This window comes from Xenorhabdus budapestensis, from assembly GCF_017743015.1.
Lineage (GTDB): Bacteria > Pseudomonadota > Gammaproteobacteria > Enterobacterales > Enterobacteriaceae > Xenorhabdus > Xenorhabdus budapestensis.
The window spans coordinates 3322827-3336876 of sequence record NZ_CP072455.1; the positions used below are offsets into that span (position 1 = coordinate 3322827).

17 protein-coding genes are annotated in these 14050 nt (G+C 53.2%); 1 reads left to right on the top strand and 16 read right to left on the bottom strand.

Translation table 11 applies throughout. The annotated features are described in order from the left end of the window. Nucleotides 1-11: 11 nt before the first annotated feature. The 5 genes from HGO23_RS14490 to HGO23_RS14510 are packed head-to-tail and all read right to left on the bottom strand — an operon-like array spanning nt 12 to nt 4681. Nucleotides 12-1526, bottom strand: a complete 1515-nt coding sequence (locus HGO23_RS14490; protein WP_209027070.1) for a conjugal transfer protein TraG N-terminal domain-containing protein — start codon at nt 1524-1526, stop codon at nt 12-14. Then, on the bottom strand, nt 1523-1861 hold the full coding sequence (locus HGO23_RS14495; protein ID WP_209027071.1) for a hypothetical protein: 339 nt from the start codon (nt 1859-1861) through the stop codon (nt 1523-1525). The genes HGO23_RS14490 and HGO23_RS14495 overlap by 4 nt, the downstream gene beginning before the upstream one ends. 5 nt (nt 1862-1866) lie before the next feature. Further along, complete coding sequence (locus HGO23_RS14500) at nt 1867-3306, bottom strand: integrating conjugative element protein (RefSeq protein ID WP_209027072.1); 1440 nt, start codon at nt 3304-3306, stop codon at nt 1867-1869. An 11-nt stretch (nt 3307-3317) separates the two neighbouring features. Then, nucleotides 3318-4286 carry a TIGR03756 family integrating conjugative element protein gene (locus HGO23_RS14505; RefSeq protein WP_209027073.1) on the bottom strand — a complete coding sequence of 323 codons (969 nt, stop codon included), beginning with the start codon at nt 4284-4286 and terminating at the stop codon, nt 3318-3320. Next, nucleotides 4283-4681, bottom strand: a complete 399-nt coding sequence (locus tag HGO23_RS14510) for a TIGR03757 family integrating conjugative element protein (RefSeq protein ID WP_209027074.1) — start codon at nt 4679-4681, stop codon at nt 4283-4285. Before HGO23_RS14510 ends, HGO23_RS14505 begins: the two co-directional genes overlap by 4 nt. Before the next feature lie 167 nt (nt 4682-4848). On the opposite strand from HGO23_RS14510, the gene HGO23_RS14515 reads away from it, so the two are divergent. Next, nucleotides 4849-5514, top strand: a complete 666-nt coding sequence (locus tag HGO23_RS14515; protein WP_209027075.1) for a CPBP family intramembrane glutamic endopeptidase — start codon at nt 4849-4851, stop codon at nt 5512-5514. A 199-nt stretch (nt 5515-5713) separates the two neighbouring features. On the opposite strand, the gene HGO23_RS14520 is transcribed toward HGO23_RS14515, so the two are convergent. From HGO23_RS14520 to HGO23_RS14570, 11 genes are all read right to left on the bottom strand, one after another. Next, nucleotides 5714-6190: a hypothetical protein gene (locus HGO23_RS14520; protein ID WP_099125729.1), complete on the bottom strand. Its 477-nt coding sequence runs from the start codon at nt 6188-6190 to the stop codon at nt 5714-5716. A gap of 77 nt (nt 6191-6267) precedes the next feature. Next, the gene (locus HGO23_RS14525; protein ID WP_209027076.1) at nt 6268-9015 is read right to left on the bottom strand and encodes a conjugative transfer ATPase; all 2748 of its coding nucleotides are present in this window, start codon (nt 9013-9015) and stop codon (nt 6268-6270) included. Further along, nucleotides 9015-9416, bottom strand: a complete 402-nt coding sequence (locus tag HGO23_RS14530) for a TIGR03751 family conjugal transfer lipoprotein (RefSeq protein WP_209027077.1) — start codon at nt 9414-9416, stop codon at nt 9015-9017. The genes HGO23_RS14525 and HGO23_RS14530 overlap by 1 nt, the downstream gene beginning before the upstream one ends. Continuing rightward, nucleotides 9404-9754 (bottom strand): hypothetical protein, encoded by a 351-nt coding sequence (locus HGO23_RS14535; RefSeq protein WP_209027078.1) that lies wholly within the window; start codon nt 9752-9754, stop codon nt 9404-9406. Before HGO23_RS14535 ends, HGO23_RS14530 begins: the two co-directional genes overlap by 13 nt. Beyond that, complete coding sequence (locus HGO23_RS14540; protein WP_209027079.1) at nt 9754-11166, bottom strand: TIGR03752 family integrating conjugative element protein; 1413 nt, start codon at nt 11164-11166, stop codon at nt 9754-9756. Before HGO23_RS14540 ends, HGO23_RS14535 begins: the two co-directional genes overlap by 1 nt. Continuing rightward, nucleotides 11156-11989, bottom strand: coding sequence for a TIGR03749 family integrating conjugative element protein (locus tag HGO23_RS14545; protein WP_209027080.1), 834 nt, complete (start codon nt 11987-11989; stop codon nt 11156-11158). Before HGO23_RS14545 ends, HGO23_RS14540 begins: the two co-directional genes overlap by 11 nt. Further along, nucleotides 11986-12642: a PFL_4703 family integrating conjugative element protein gene (locus HGO23_RS14550; RefSeq protein WP_209027081.1), complete on the bottom strand. Its 657-nt coding sequence runs from the start codon at nt 12640-12642 to the stop codon at nt 11986-11988. Before HGO23_RS14550 ends, HGO23_RS14545 begins: the two co-directional genes overlap by 4 nt. Then, nucleotides 12642-13016, bottom strand: coding sequence for a TIGR03750 family conjugal transfer protein (locus HGO23_RS14555; RefSeq protein WP_209027082.1), 375 nt, complete (start codon nt 13014-13016; stop codon nt 12642-12644). Before HGO23_RS14555 ends, HGO23_RS14550 begins: the two co-directional genes overlap by 1 nt. Before the next feature lie 10 nt (nt 13017-13026). Beyond that, on the bottom strand, nt 13027-13359 hold the full coding sequence (locus HGO23_RS14560) for a TIGR03745 family integrating conjugative element membrane protein (RefSeq protein ID WP_241538216.1): 333 nt from the start codon (nt 13357-13359) through the stop codon (nt 13027-13029). 79 nt (nt 13360-13438) lie between these two features. Further along, on the bottom strand, nt 13439-13675 hold the full coding sequence (locus tag HGO23_RS14565) for a TIGR03758 family integrating conjugative element protein (protein ID WP_209027084.1): 237 nt from the start codon (nt 13673-13675) through the stop codon (nt 13439-13441). Beyond that, nucleotides 13672-14001 (bottom strand): integrative conjugative element protein, RAQPRD family, encoded by a 330-nt coding sequence (locus HGO23_RS14570; RefSeq protein WP_209027085.1) that lies wholly within the window; start codon nt 13999-14001, stop codon nt 13672-13674. The genes HGO23_RS14565 and HGO23_RS14570 overlap by 4 nt, the downstream gene beginning before the upstream one ends. Nucleotides 14002-14050 lie beyond the last annotated feature (49 nt).

Here is a 14050-nt window from a genome sequence, read left to right on the forward strand (position 1 = left end):
AGTGAATCTGATTACTTTCCTTTGGACATCATCTTCTGCATCACCATCTGCCCGAACATGCCGGCAGACTGCCTGACCTGCCCCACGCCCTGACTCATCATGCCAGCTACATCGCCCATCCGCACCCCGGCCCACGCTAATGCCCCCAGCCAAACCATTGGCAGGACAATAAACAGCGTCCCCATCACCAGCCCCATGATTAAATCATCCGAGGTGTTCTGAATACCCGCCAGATTAAACAGGCTGTGAGTGTCTGAGCCGTACAGCGCTTCCAGTAAATGGCTGTCCAGCCAGCGCGCCAGTTCCCACCAGAACGTCAGGAAATTCAGTGCGAAAATCACAAACGTCAGCGTAAAGATGGTCTTAAATTCATAGGCCGCAAACAACAATATCAACGGGATTAAGATATACAAGGCCATCAAAATCACTGCCTGCATCATCGGCAGTGCCTGACGTACCGCATCGAACATCGGCATACTGAGTAATCCACCCAATAAAGCCCCTGCGGAAGTGCCGATTCGATTAGCGCCATCCAACAAGGTGGGATCGGCATTGCCTCCATAGCCTGCGTAGACATAGCCCTCCTGAGAAATCGTCAGATTCACCGGGCTGACCAGACGGCGGATCACCGCTTCCTGATAAGCCGACGTGTTTTTACCCAGTATTTTCAGGGTCGCTGACAGGCGCAACCACACCCCCGGATCGGCCTGCGCCAGTACCCGGTCTTTCAGACCGGTTTGAGCGGCTGACCACCAGGCCTGACACGTCGGATAACCATTCGGCCCGGTATACGGCCGCCCGTTATCCCGGCTCTCCTGCCACGGAAAATCCGCCCGGGGGAGGCGGGATTGCAGCGTCCGGTAATCCCCGGCTAAAAACGTCCGGCTACCCAGCCAGCCGATATCATTCAGGATAATCGGATCGGTGGTGTGTTCCCGATCGCGTTGTTTCCATTGATAAAGCGCTAAAGCATAGCAATCGTGGGTAAAATCCTGCAATTCCGCCGCCAGTGCCGGGTTGCTGATGCGGGTGTGCTGCACGTCAAAGCGCAGTTGCCGCAGATCCGGCCGACAGGGAATGGACGCCACCGCCGCCTGTGTCAGTCCCTTGGATAACCGGTGCACCACCGCCCACCAGAGCGGCACAGCCGCGGTCTGATTATTCAGGCTGGATATCACCGGCGCATAGCCACTGTTATCCGGCGCTGTCGGTGTCCAGGTGCCACAGCTTTTGGCACGGGAAGTATCGTACTGAAGGGTGGTCAGGCTGACATTGACCAGCGGCACACAACACACCACCATCACGAAGAACGCGCCATACAGGGTGTTTTCAATCCGGGCCAGCGACTGTAACCCGGCCTGACCGTCTTCTTCGCCATATTCTCTGACTTTCAGCCAGACAGCAATCACTTTTACCACTAACGGCAGCGTAAACAGTCCGGTCGCAATCAGGATGTGCCACAGGCCATTGTTGATGACCCAGCCAAGTAGTGTCAGAAAATATTCCAGATAGCTGTTGGCCGTCATCGTGTGCCTCCGGTATTGCCTGACAGGGCATACTCACCCAACAGGATAAACAGCAGGCTGACCACCATCATCCGCATCAACGCGGCGCGGTATGCCGGCAGATGTTTTACCCTTTGCCAGGTTTTCTGACCGCCCCAACCCAGTACCGCATACAGGCCTAACCGCCAGACTAACCAGACTCCCCCGGTTTCGGTCACCCAGTGGTGAATGCGATTAAGTTTTTCTGCCTGATGCAGCCCGACCCAGCCTGCCGCTACAGTAATGACCATCACCACAGCGATAACCAGTGATAACACCGCACCTTTTCTGAATACTGAATGCTTCTCTGCTATCATTCGCCTTACCTGCGCTCACGTTTGGGTACTTCCAGCTGATAAAAACGCGCATCGGTGTTGTCCGGCACCTGTTTTTGCGGATGCATATTGATGCGCTGGGTGTCCCGCTCAATAATGGTCAGGATGGCATTACGGAACAGGGCCTGTTTCAGCTGCATTTCATTCTTCAGCGCATTGATTTCCCGGTCCAGCGAGGCAATCCGGCGTTCCCCTTCGGCCAGCGCTTCTGACTGTGCCGCCGCATTGGGTTCAGACATGCCGGTGATAAGCATCCGCCGCATCAGTAACGCTGTTTCTACGGTTTCCGCCATCGCCAGCTCCCCCGCTAAACGGCCCGTCAGGGCAGCTTTGTCCGGGTCACGCTGCAATGCCTGAATGACGCCTTTGGTCACCGTCAGACTGCCGGTTTTCAGTTTCGCCAGATTGACCATCGTCGGTTTTTCCGTGCCACTGACCAACTTCACCAGTTGTTCCGTATTGGTTTGGGTATGGGCTTCCAGCATCGGAGCAAAGCCCGTGCCCGCAACGGTGGTGCCCGGCTGGTGTTTCTCTCCACCGCTGGTGCAGTCTGCCGCCTGAGCACAGGTGCGGATGACCCGGTCGCCCAGCACGCTGACCACCGCTTCGGCTGCCTCACGGGCATTGCTGAATTTACGGCAGGCACTACCCTCACATTTCAGGTTGCTGACCGACGACTGGCTCAGCACCGGCAACTGGTTCATCATATTAAAACCGGCACTGGCTAAATCCCGGGTCGGACGAATGGCATTTTGTCCCTTGCCCCCCTGCCGTTGCCCGCCAACCCACGGATGCCCGCCGGCACCGGTGGCTTTGCTGCCGGCGTTATTGACACGCACCGCATCACCATCGCCGCCGTTAACCAGACTTTTATACTCCTGCAAGGCTGCTGACTGAGTCCATTTATTATTCTGCGCAAAATCCATCATCTTATTGGCCATCGCCTGACAGTTGAACTGGGCTTTATCGAATGCCACATTGGCCTGCAAGACCCCGTTGGTCAGCATGTCGTACAATCCCGGATTGGCGCGTTGGATAATCATCGCCGGCAGGCTGGCCACGGCCCCAGTCGCGCCCTGAATCACATCACCCATCAGGTTCTTGAATCCGGCCGTAATCCCGTTCAACTGATTGCTGACGGTCGCTTTCAGGTCGAAATTACCGCACATCAAATCCGAGCGCCAGCCCAGCTCTAATCCACCGAGAGTGGTGGAACCACTGCGACTGGCCGGTTCAGAAATCACCGAACCTCCCCCTAAGGTATAGAACAACGTATCGGACACCGCACCGCTGGCGTCTGCCCCATAGCCCAGTGCACTGCGGTTCACCTGCGGTAAGGTCAGGGACAGCCCGGTGGCATCGACCTGTGCCGAAGTGATGGCCAGTCCACCGGCTATCAGCCATAACGCGTTTTTTTTCATTATCATTCATCCCTTGTTCAGATATCCGTACTGCTGAGAAAACGCTGTCCGCGCCGCTGGCAACAACTGTAAGGCTGCCACAGGGCATACGCCTGATTGCCATTGATTGCCGCCGTGTGCTCCCCGTCCGGAAACACGGCGCAGGACTGACTTAACGTCGGTGATAACCGCTGCCATTGATGATTTTTGATGCCGGTGTTTTCGGTGACCGATTCAGGTGGCCAGTAACCGTCAGTGCGGGTGCCTTTTAATGTCTGATAAACATGAGGTTGCCCGACACGGGTAATGATATCTGCGACCCGTTGCGCCACCACAGCCGAGGCCTTGTCATCATCAGTCTGATTGACAAACCCTGAGCGCGGGTAAATATTGCCCCACATAGTGCCAGCCATCTGGCTGCCCAGCTCCCGCTGACCGGGTATCAGAGCTTCCGGGTAGAACGATTCCGGCAACCCGGAGCGCCACACCACCGAATCCAGCGTACTGAGAAAATAAGGCATCAGCGGGGTGGCGGCACTGCGACACGAATAGCCGGGAATTTGCCCGCCTATCAGATTAGTTGCCGGATGCCCGATGGCATCGGCATATTTGAAACGCAGACTGGTACGCCGTTGCCCGGCAATCTGGACATTGTGATTCCCTCCACCGGCATTCAGGTGGGATAACGCCCCGGTCACGGTATTTTCCACGCCACCGGAGAGTTGACTGACCTGTGCCAGTTCTGTCCACGGATTATCGCCGGGAGCATGATAGGTGGACACCACCACTTCGGGGAGATAATGGGTCACCTTCACCGAAGTTTTCACCGTACAACCGTGCAGGCCACAGAGCAGCCAGTAACAGATGCCGCTGACCCGCCATTGAATGCAGGCGGGTGAGAGACTGCCAGCAACAATCTGAGCCGTATTGATGGAAGCCTGTGTCGCCGGGGAAAATGCCGCTATCAGGGTGATGAGTGCAGGAAACGTCACACGTTGAAGACTCATGGTTGATGTTGCTCCCTGAGTGCGCGGGCTTTTGCCACATCCGCGGTGCCATACACCACCTCCCTATCATCAAAGACCACGGCCGGATACTTTTTTACACCTGATTGCCAAGCCTGCACCACGGCACGGTAAGCCTTGATGAGCTGTTGTTCCTGCTGATGCCAGTGGGATGATTGGAGTATTGCCTGCGCTTGTTTTGTGGCCTGCTGTGGATCAGCAGAAAGCTGAGCAAAAATTTGCTTTTGCTGTTGGTCAGCGGCATCCAGCCAGACGACCGGTGTTTCAGAAGAAAGGTTAATGGGTGGGTGTTGGCTGTCGGTATAAACGACAATTTTTGCGCTGGCTGATAACGGCAGTACCAATCCTACACAAAACAAGAAATTCAATTTCCTCATAAACCATTTCCCATCAGACAAAATATCGGAATAGCCTGAAGAAACATTTTATCGATGTCAGTAATTAATTAGTTTTCGGGAGAAGGAAATTGATTTATACATCAAAATAAGATGCAATCATAACCTAATGAATTATAGATTAAATCTATTTAATGGATATCTGTTGTATGAATTTATCATGGCGTCAAGTAATACGTTTTTTCATTTTGCTATTAAGTCCAATCATTGTCGAATGTATAGCAATCGCTATTGCCTATGGTGTAGATAGCCTGCCTTTTTTTGATTGGTATTGGCGTTACACATATTGGTACTACCGTGCTTTTGTTTTGTGGCTGACAATGGCCTTGGTTGTACTTTTCCTGACATGGCCATATCGTCGGTGGATTGCTGATTTGCCTTTAGGGAATCTGAAAAATTTTTCTTCTTTTTGGCTGGCAATCGGAGTCGCAATATTACTTTGTCTTACTTTCTATGGGTTTGGTATTCTCTATTTTACACCATCGGAGCATATGCTCGCTGAGTATGATTCAGCATCATTATGGATCTATCTGTCATTTATTTTATTTCCCCCTGTCATAAACGAAATTATTTTTCGTGGGATGCTACTAAACGCCTTCAAGTCAGAATACCCATGGACTTTATGGATAGGCACCTTTATAACTGCCTCAATATTTGCAGGCGTGTCAATGGAAGAACCTTATATCAGCAATTTTGTTCAAAATTTTATTCTAGGAATACTATTAACTATTGCTCGTATACGTAGTGGTGGCTTGCTATTACCCATTTTGCTAAGTATAGAAGCCGCATTGATAGCAGTTATTTTGATAAGTTAACCCGCATCTTGGATGAAAAAAATAAACATCCCCGCCGCAAGCTGCGGGGTATTCAGATATGAAATCACCCGCTTCGCATCGTTCAATTCTTATTTTGACGGATTACTATCCTTTTCATTAATGATAAAAGCGGTAACATGTCGAAAAAGTGCTTCTCAGGCTGTGCTTACATTCTTTTTTTGCCGAGTAAATTGCTAAGTCATCGGTGGATAGGGATCCCATTAAATGTATGAGTACAGCACTGGCACAGGATAGGTATATCATTTTCTGACAGATTTGGATTAACTGTTCTCAAAAAACCAGCGTTATCGACAAATAACCCATTATAATAACTTGATTCACCACAACGGATATAATCTCTTTGTTCATGCTCATGTAACGCAACTATCAAAAATATAGGCTCTGGACGGTCCAGTCGCTGAATGGCTTCACTGTGAACTACATCCCATTTCTCACCCACTTTACTCAGTAAAAACATAAAGAGCGGCGTGTAATCTAAGCCATGCCTTGGCTTACCTTTCATTGACTGAAAATACGGCATATCTTCCCGGATGCGTTTTTGTTTGGCGCGCTCCCATCGATATTCACCACCATGAGAATGAAAAACACAATGAGTTGCTGTATTGACTCGACGATAAAGTTTCTTTTTTCTATGATTTGATTGATGATTTTTCATTCTTATTTTCATCTCATTTTTTAGGTAAGAGGGTGAATTTTTTCTCCGTCAATATATCCGATAATACGGCTGAATATTTATGTCAGTTTCAACCCCCGCGCCAGATCCATTCTCCTTGCCACCAACACCGCCGCCTCCAGTTCACTGCACTGATGTTCCCGCATTAATGCCCGCCGTTCGGCTTTTTCTTCTTTTTCTGTCATACCTAGCGCCAAGTAAAGACTCGGCGGCACGACCCGGAACAGCGCTTCAATCTTTTTCGCCAACACTACGCCTTCGGTGTAACAGCGAGGTAATTTACTGGCGGAGAGCAACACCGCTTTTTGTTCTTCGGTCAGTTTCTTGAAACGCGCGATTTGTTCCACCTCATCCGGTGGCATGGTCAGACACAGCCACCATTCCGCCATATTCAGCATCTTTTCAGCGGTATCCGGGTAGTCGGCCAGGTTCTGCGTCGCCAGCCACAACCAGGCCCCCAGTTTACGCCACATCTTGACGACTTTAGTCATATAGGGAGACAACAGCGGATTGGTGGTGGTGATATGCCCTTCGTCTATCACCAGTTGCAGTTCCCTGTCCTGATACTGGTCGCGTTCGGCGAGGTTATTGACGGTGTTAATCAGTGACACCATCGCCAGTGCCATCTGTGCCGAGTAGTTCTCACGTGCCAATGTCCCCAAATCAATTAACGTCACATCCACTTCCGGCCACGGGGTGCCGGGTTGGTTGAACAGTTCTCCTTCAAAGCCCTGCGTAAACATCGACATGGACCCGGCCATTTCATCCGCTCGTGCCCGACGGTGTGCGGTGATTAATGACTGACCATGTTCATCCTGTCGATGGTTACGGGCGATGGCATACAGCGCAGTTTGTAAATCCGAGGCCACCATCTGATGCCCTGCCTCATAGCTGGTCTGTGCGGCTAACATAATCGCTTCACGAATTAACCCGCGATCTGAACGGGTCAGACGTTCTTCTTCTTTTTTCTCACCGCCGGTGATCATCAGCCGGGCGGCAATTTCCATCTCCCCCAGAATATCACGCTGTTCATCACCGTCTTCCTGTGCTTCATCGGTCTCCGGAATATCGGCTTCATTAATCCGCAATTGTTTGGGACTAAGTTTCAGTAACTGATGCGCATCAGCAAACAGGGCCAGACTGACGCCACAACCCGGTTTGATACCAATTTTATTTACTGTCAGCCCCAGACTGGCGTAATAGTCTGCCAACAGTCCAAAACTGTTTCCCGCTTCGACAATAAACAGACGCGGACGGTGGATCGCCATCAGTTGTACCAGCGAAGCACACAACGTGGCGGATTTCCCTGCCCCGGTCGGGCCAAACAGCAATAAGTGCGCGTTCTGGGTGCGATCCTGTTTGTTCATTGGATCAAAGGTCAGTGGCGCGCCGCCGCGATTAAAAAAACTGAAGCCCGGATGCCCGGTACCGGTTGAGCGTCCGGTGACCGGCATAAGTCCTGCCAGATGCTGGACCCACGTCAAACGACTGTACCAGTGTTTTTTGTCTTTCTGCGGGTTAAAGCCCATCGGTAGGGCGCGTAAATAGGCATTCAGCGGGGACACACTGAACTCCGGCCGCACAGGCTGTAATCCTGCACTCAACAATGTGGAAGAAAGCTGATGTACCCGATGATTCAGATTACCCAAATCTTGCCCCCGCACCAGAAAGGTCAGTGCACTGCGGTACAGTTTATGGCGTCGTCCCAGTAATTCCTTCACGGCCTGTACATCCTGCCGGACGCGCAGCGATTCGGTATTTTCCCCTACGGCATTTTTTGCCAGTCGGGTGAAGCTCTCTTCCAGTGTATCCTGTGCCTGCGCCACAATGGTCAGCGTGACCACCGTGCCTTCCGGCATCATATCCATCAGCGCATTGATATTGTCTCCCCGTTTCACTTCCCCCGTCAGCGTGCCTGGTTCCGGCGGACGCCGCAGGCGCTCAACCGGCACTGCTTTATGCGGCAGGCCGTCAAACCACCAGACACCGTTATCGGGATCCGACACCGGCGGGGTAAACCATAGACTTTCGGCAAAGTCATTATTCACCGGGAGATCCGGCTGTGTGGGGGATTCATAACGCACTGCCCGGTAAAAATCGGCTTTGGCCATGCCCCAGTCCGGGGCCGGATTAAAATGACGCAGCAACCAGCTGTGGATCTGCCCGCCATCCTGCCGGGTCGCCACAATACCGGCTGATGCCAGTGAGGAAACCAGTCGTTCACAGACCTGATTGAGTGCTGCCACCGACGATACCGTTTGAGGGTGAGCCTTCGATTTATGCGCAGGCAACCAGCGGTAGACGACCATGCGCGTCTGGCGCTGCTGCCCTCGCCACGGTTGCCCGGTAATTAAGCTATCCTGAAATATTCCGTCAGGCTGGGCAATGCTGTTCAGGTGACGTGCTGATTCTGCCAGAAAAGCGTCAGTAAAGGCGGTACCCTGCGCCCACGGTTTCACATAGCCCCGCAAGGTATTGAGATAATTGTCAGGATCATCTTCATCCTGACAAAAAAACTGCACTACCCATGGCGACATATCGTCCTCGTCCAGACTGTCCTGAATGGCATCTTCCAGTTGGTCGCGGATTTCAATCAACCGTTCAGCTGGACGCCCTTCGGTGGCGACCGGTTCAATCTGATAGACGGCCCCCACGGACACACCATCATCCAGCAATAAACACTGCCCGTCTTCCAGATATTCCACCCAGGGCAGGTAGTCGATAATAGACGGATTCGCCCGGTAAATCGCCGCTTCATCCGTTTCACTCAGTGTGCTGGGACGAGGCAATGCGTTGGGATTGTCCATTACCGTGCCTCCGTTCGTTCACCCGGCAGGGCATACTGCACCTGCTGATAAAACGGGAATACCGTGCTGTAGCCCGGTATCGGAGTCTTGCCCGCCACCAGATGCGGGTAGACATACATCACCATATCGGGATTGGGGAGCCGGGGAAACTGCTGGCTGATTTCATGCTCTGCCGAACGGCTGTAATGGTTGGGTTCTTCTGACGCCCTGTGGCGTTCAACCGGGGTTAATGCGCGGCGCAGGGTTTGTCTGGCCTTTGTTGCGCTCTGCCCCGCTTTGTTTCCCTGCCACATCGCCAGCACCGTCTGTTCGCCGGCTGGCAGTAACGTATCTTTCGACGTTGAACAGCCTGCCATCAGCCCCGTCAGACCTAACACGATAGCGTAGGTTATTTTTCGCATCCCTGAGCCTCCGTGCTACTAATAAGGGTAAACGTGGCAAATTCCGGGTGTACCGCCAGTTCCGATAAAGTAAACGGCAAGCGCTCCCAGTGTTCAACCTCGCTGTTACCTGCAATCATTGATTGCCACTGAAATTCGCTCAGACGAAAAACGGTAAAATCCCCGTCATTCAGCCGTCGGCATTCATGGCCGCTGGCGAGAGTCAATTGACTGCCTTGGGTACGCCCGGGTCGCCAGTCAAGCTGAACCGGTGTGGGTTCAGCCTGTGGCGTTATATCGATTTGCAGACAATAAGGCGGACTGGCACTAAACAGCCATGGAGAAGAAATCGTTTCCATTAATCTAAGGCTTCCTGATGATGACGTTGAACTGGCTCACTAAAACCGTAATGCACCTTACGACCTGTTGTTTCATAATCAATCGCCAGACTTTGGGTGATATGCACCACTAGCTTCCCGCCGGGCGGAACGTAAATGGCATCGAAGGTCTGGCTGTAGCGTTGTTTGAACCATTCACTCATCTCATTCATGCCCCCGGCCACGGCTTTGCCGAGTGTTGCTTGCCCGGCATTACCGGTTAATGCGGAGGTGATGCCGCCGGCGCCGTTGGTTTGTGCGGTTTGCTGGCTCTCGTTCAGGGCATTGCCGGCGGAATTCATAGCTGACAACGCAAACAATGTTGGTAAATAAGTACTGGCATTGGATTTACGCTCACCGCTGATGCAGGGAATGCCGTTCTCATCAGACAACCAGCCGATACCCTGCTGATTCTGTCCGTTGCCCGGCAAAGTGCGCACGGTGCCATCCTGAAACACAAAGGTGATGGAATTGACCTGACCGCGCACGCAGGACAATGTCCAGTCGCCACTGGCGGAACCGGACACCACCGCCCCTTCCACCTCCGGCAGTTCGATACCGTTAGCGGTCAGGTTGTCTTTGCCGATAATAATTTTAAACGGATAGGGGTCAGTGACTGTGCCATTAACAGGAACGCGACCTAATAATGCGGTCATAGCCTGACTGCCCACCAGAGTGGCATTTTCCGGCAGGGTGTAGACCGTTTTTTCGTTGTCTGCCTTAGCCGATGGAACTTGTGGATGATTTTTTACGGTGGTCGGTTGTTCGCTTAAAAAAGAAGTGGGAAACTGAGTCGCCGTTTTTCCATTGCCCATCGCTTGCCTGTCGGGGATTTTTTCATCGGCCGGGGTAACCCAGATAAGCTCATCCTGTCCTCTGATAGTGCTGGCAGAATATGAACTCCCTGCCAGCCCGCTACCCGGCGGCATCTGATTATCCGGTGCCGACAACGGCGTTGAATTTAACCGTTCAGTGAGCAAATCAATCTGGACCAGCAACCCCTGCTGCTCATCTTGTAGCGTACGCTGGCGCTGTTCATCATCCTGCCGAATAGCCGCAACCGCGGCTTCTATCTGACCGGCAACATCCTGATTTTGTCCTTTTAACTGGTCATTTTCTTTTCGCATCGCAGCATTCTGCTGGTCTAAGCGTTTCTGCTCTGCCCGTACGGTATTGAGGGTCCCGACCAGCGTGCGCAGGGTATCTTCCGGCGTATCCCCGCCGACCCCCAATGCCTGTAACTCTTCCGGAGAGAGAGTCGCCAGCGCGTTATTCTGGGGTTTATCCGGCACGCTATTCTCTGTTGAACTGCAACTTTTAATGCCGATAAAACCGCCGATAGCCAGTACCGTCGGCACCAGTATTTTCACCAGACTATTGGATTTAATCTGCATCACGGCCTCCCGGTTTTACTGGTACCGGCTCAGGGATTAACGCGTTACCCGGCGCCCCTTGGGTAACGAGATAGAGTACCGTGGTATCTTCCGCCGTTCCGGCTTTCCCCAGCCAGCGATGCTGGAAGGTGGCGGTAACGAACTGTCCCTGTAAGGCGCGTGGGTCAAGCATGATAATGCGTTTGGCGGTATTGCGCAGTTTCAGGGCCATCACCGTGTGATGATGCAGCCGCCAGCCGGCCAGCGGGGTCACTTCAATCGGCTCTGACGGATAGAGGGTGGTGATGGATGCGGGTAGATGCAGGTTCACCGGTTGAATGTCGTTGACCGGTTCAACGGTGCGTAGCGGCGCATACAGTTGCTGGGCCGCATAGCGGGTTAACAGCACGGGAATGGGTGCAGACCATGATGATTTGCTCTGTGAGTGCGGTTTATCTTTTGAATCAATTGATTTTTCAGCCGGGTAAATAATACGCATGGGTTCGCTGGCCCCGGTTTTGCCGGCGGTCACATCCAGTAAGATAATTTCGCCATTCTCACTGTCCTGCAATTGCAGGCGGGTAGCTGGGAACGCGCTGTTGGCTTTCAGGTAAACCGCGCCGCCGGTGCTCTGCACCCGCAATTTCTCACCCAGTGCCGGGGGCAGACCGACACGGACATTGCGGTCAGCAAAAATAATCCGCTCCTGACCGACCTTAAGCGTAACCGGTAACGGGATCCGTTCCCATGTCAGCAGCTCATCGGCCTTTACGCTGATGCTGAACAGCAGGATACTGGCCAGTCCCAGCCAGACACCGCGCCAGTCAAATACATCTCTTCTCATTGAAATACGCCTTTTTTCTCTTCCGCTGGCGGTGGCAGAGCTTCCAGCCGCTGTGGCATCCCGTCGTAGCAATCCAGTGCCAGACCGAAGGGGTTACGCTCGGCATCTCCTTCCCAGCGCACCACTTTCAGCGGATAGCGCACCAGTGCCCGTTTCACCGGTTCGGCGTGATAATATTCATCCGCCACCAAATCCAGCCGCACCACCCAGTTATCGCGGTCACGTACCGTCACACTGCGCGTCTCGTAGCCCCGGCCGGGCACTTCATACACCACCCGCACCCGGTCGAGCAGTTCACCGCTGTCGGCGCGGGTTCGGGCATCCTCGCGCAGAAAATCCTGACAGGCCGGCGTCAGATAAGGGGATAAGGCCTCAATTTTGGCCGGATAGTCCTGCGCCCCGTTTTTCGGCCAGGCATGCAGTTGCTGGAAAATATAAAAGGCAAAGCTGTAGACACTCGGTGCCGGCACTTCCCACCACGCCCGGGTGCTGCCACTGCGTAAATCCGGCGGGTTATGAATGGTGAGGTTGCGCGGGGAAGCCATCCAGCCCAGCAGGCTCAGCAGCAGCACCCCCACCAGAATGCCGCACGCCACCCGCAGGGTCAGAATATGCTGGTCCCGGTTTCTGACCGCATGACGAAAACGACTCATCACACGACTCTCCCGTTGCGGTGCGCTTGCCTGCTGCGGCGTAATGACCAGCCCTGCGCCGCAATAATCAATGTCGGGTCATCCAGACCGAACCGGCGTTTTTTCTCGGCCAGTTTCTGCCAGAGATAGTTTTCCGGCTTGCCCCGTTTTAAGGTGGCGAGCCATCGCCCGCCAACGCTCATCAGTAACAACGGCATCATCAGCATTCCGGTCGGCAGCATCACCCAACCGGCAAACGGAATGAAGGGAAGGCTGACCACCAGACCGAGTGCCACCCCCGCAATGGCCGCCAGCCCCATCTCCGGCGTGGTGAAGCCGCGGAATACGACAGGTTCGGCGTTTAAGCGATCGGGTAAAAAGGGGATCGTCTGCATCCGCGGCACCTTAAAAAATAATGTTGGCCGATTTTGCCAGTAACCAGATCACCGCAACCAGCAACACAATACCGACCACGATAATCGAGCCGAACTGGGTCCACGTGGCTTTGCCATCGCGCACTTCGGAGAAGGTTTCCACCGCAGCCGAGGCCACTTTAAAGAACGCCACCGCGGAGAGGATCAACCCGCCAATCACAATGCCATCCTGTGCATACCCTTTCACTTGTCCCATTAATCCGCCACGACCCCCACTTGAGGGCGGTTCAATCGAAGGTAAATCGGCCCAGGCCGACTCACAGGAAAGCCCCAGCAGCAACAGAAAAGTGCTGACCCGGGTCATCAGGTTTGTGCTGAACTGACGGCAGGCCGTAAAAATTCGTTTCATAGTGATTCAGTTCCTTTTTATTGTGTTTATTGACTCAACTGGCAAACATCCAGACAGCCACGACCAGCAATACTGCGGTTCGAAGAGCAAACTGCCTGAGGGTCTGATTACGCACTTTTTCATTCGCCCAGCCGTTCCAGACATCCACCGCCGCCCAGGCCGCCCACAGAAACAACGTGGCCAGAAAAAAGCCGACACACACCAGAGACAGAAAATAAATATCAAAGTGTCCTGAAGCCGCTTCAAAGGCATGGCGCTGGGCAGGGGTCATTGTGGATGTTCCTGACGGTAATCGCCGGAGAGGGATACAGGATCACGGGGCTGATCGCGGGAAGGTGTCAGGTAGTGATCGATACCGGTTTTGATGGTGTTGAGATCCGCCCTGATACGGGAGTAATCAAACTCATAACGAGGATGTTCTGACGGGTCAGATTGTTTTTCTACGATACTGGCACGCTCCAGCGCCATCTGTACCTGCTCAATCAGACGGTTGGCACTGGCCAGCTCATCTTTCTCAGCCGCATAAGCCAGTGGCATACACAATACAGTCAATCCCAGCAAACAGACAGAACCGGATATCGAAAAGCAACCACGCATAAAGACTCCCCTCATCATAAACTCCGAGTGCGAGGATGCGGTGTTTTCT

What these genes read in the sequence shown, in the direction of transcription:
- HGO23_RS14520 (WP_099125729.1), bottom strand. Translation starts at nt 6,190, where the DNA reads ATGAAAAATCATCAATCAAATCATAGAAAAAAGAAACTTTATCGTCGA.
- HGO23_RS14500 (WP_209027072.1), bottom strand. Translation starts at nt 3,306, where the DNA reads ATGATAATGAAAAAAAACGCGTTATGGCTGATAGCCGGTGGACTGGCC.
- HGO23_RS14565 (WP_209027084.1), bottom strand. Translation starts at nt 13,675, where the DNA reads ATGACCCCTGCCCAGCGCCATGCCTTTGAAGCGGCTTCAGGACACTTT.
- HGO23_RS14495 (WP_209027071.1), bottom strand. Translation starts at nt 1,861, where the DNA reads ATGATAGCAGAGAAGCATTCAGTATTCAGAAAAGGTGCGGTGTTATCA.
- HGO23_RS14530 (WP_209027077.1), bottom strand. Translation starts at nt 9,416, where the DNA reads ATGCGAAAAATAACCTACGCTATCGTGTTAGGTCTGACGGGGCTGATG.
- HGO23_RS14515 (WP_209027075.1), top strand. Translation starts at nt 4,849, where the DNA reads ATGAATTTATCATGGCGTCAAGTAATACGTTTTTTCATTTTGCTATTA.
- HGO23_RS14570 (WP_209027085.1), bottom strand. Translation starts at nt 14,001, where the DNA reads ATGCGTGGTTGCTTTTCGATATCCGGTTCTGTCTGTTTGCTGGGATTG.
- HGO23_RS14510 (WP_209027074.1), bottom strand. Translation starts at nt 4,681, where the DNA reads ATGAGGAAATTGAATTTCTTGTTTTGTGTAGGATTGGTACTGCCGTTA.
- HGO23_RS14505 (WP_209027073.1), bottom strand. Translation starts at nt 4,286, where the DNA reads ATGAGTCTTCAACGTGTGACGTTTCCTGCACTCATCACCCTGATAGCG.
- HGO23_RS14550 (WP_209027081.1), bottom strand. Translation starts at nt 12,642, where the DNA reads ATGAGTCGTTTTCGTCATGCGGTCAGAAACCGGGACCAGCATATTCTG.
- HGO23_RS14540 (WP_209027079.1), bottom strand. Translation starts at nt 11,166, where the DNA reads ATGCAGATTAAATCCAATAGTCTGGTGAAAATACTGGTGCCGACGGTA.
- HGO23_RS14535 (WP_209027078.1), bottom strand. Translation starts at nt 9,754, where the DNA reads ATGGAAACGATTTCTTCTCCATGGCTGTTTAGTGCCAGTCCGCCTTAT.
- HGO23_RS14560 (WP_241538216.1), bottom strand. Translation starts at nt 13,359, where the DNA reads ATGACCCGGGTCAGCACTTTTCTGTTGCTGCTGGGGCTTTCCTGTGAG.
- HGO23_RS14545 (WP_209027080.1), bottom strand. Translation starts at nt 11,989, where the DNA reads ATGAGAAGAGATGTATTTGACTGGCGCGGTGTCTGGCTGGGACTGGCC.
- HGO23_RS14490 (WP_209027070.1), bottom strand. Translation starts at nt 1,526, where the DNA reads ATGACGGCCAACAGCTATCTGGAATATTTTCTGACACTACTTGGCTGG.
- HGO23_RS14525 (WP_209027076.1), bottom strand. Translation starts at nt 9,015, where the DNA reads ATGGACAATCCCAACGCATTGCCTCGTCCCAGCACACTGAGTGAAACG.
- HGO23_RS14555 (WP_209027082.1), bottom strand. Translation starts at nt 13,016, where the DNA reads ATGCAGACGATCCCCTTTTTACCCGATCGCTTAAACGCCGAACCTGTC.